Here is an 814-nt window from a genome sequence, read left to right on the forward strand (position 1 = left end):
TATTCTTTCATCGAATAAATTATTACTCCTTTGGAGACGTTAGCAATGTTAGATCAAAATACAGCAGCCCAATTAAAAACCCTTTTAGAACGCCTTGAAGGACCAATCGAACTGGTAGCCACTTTAGATGCTTCAGATAAATCTGCAAAAATCAAAGAACTTGTAGAAGAAATCGCTGGACTGTCTGATTTAGTGACTGCCCGTTTTGATGGTACCAACAAACGTGCACCAAGTTTTGGTGTGGCTAAAGCCGGTGAACAGCCTCGTGTTTTCTTCGCAGGCCTGCCAATGGGTCATGAGTTCACATCGCTGATTCTGGCATTGCTGCAAACTTCGGGTTATGCACCGAAAGTATCGAATGAAGTTCTTGAATCGATCAAAGGTTTAGGAATCAAGTCCGACTTTGATGTGTTTGTCTCTTTAAGCTGTCATAACTGTCCGGATGTGGTTCAGGCACTCAACCTGATTGCTATCTATAACCCAGGTACAACAGCAACCATGATCGATGGTGCTTTCTTCCAGGAAGAAGTTGAAGAACGTAAAATCATGGCTGTACCTATGGTGTTCCAGGACAATGAACACATCGGTCAGGGTCGTATGACTTTGGAAGAAATCATTGCCAAGCTGGATACGGATTCTGCTGCCAAAGATGCGGAAAAGCTGAATGCCAAAGAAGCGTTTGATGTTCTTGTGATTGGTGGTGGTCCTGCGGGGAATACCTCTGCAATCTACGCAGCGCGTAAAGGCATCAAAACCGGGATCGTGGCTGAACGTATGGGCGGTCAGGTCATGGATACCATGGACATTGAGAACT

At 44.7% G+C, this 814-nt stretch carries 1 protein-coding gene; it reads left to right on the forward strand.

Annotation, left to right across the window (positions count from 1 at the left end; translation table 11 throughout):
• Nucleotides 1-45: 45 nt before the first annotated feature.
• Nucleotides 46-814: thioredoxin family protein (locus C3420_RS17135; protein WP_171294488.1), on the forward strand; the 769-nt coding region annotated here is incomplete at its 3' end.

Origin of the sequence: Acinetobacter sp. ACNIH3 (assembly GCF_002918965.1) — a bacterium.
Classification (GTDB): domain Bacteria; phylum Pseudomonadota; class Gammaproteobacteria; order Pseudomonadales; family Moraxellaceae; genus Acinetobacter; species Acinetobacter schindleri.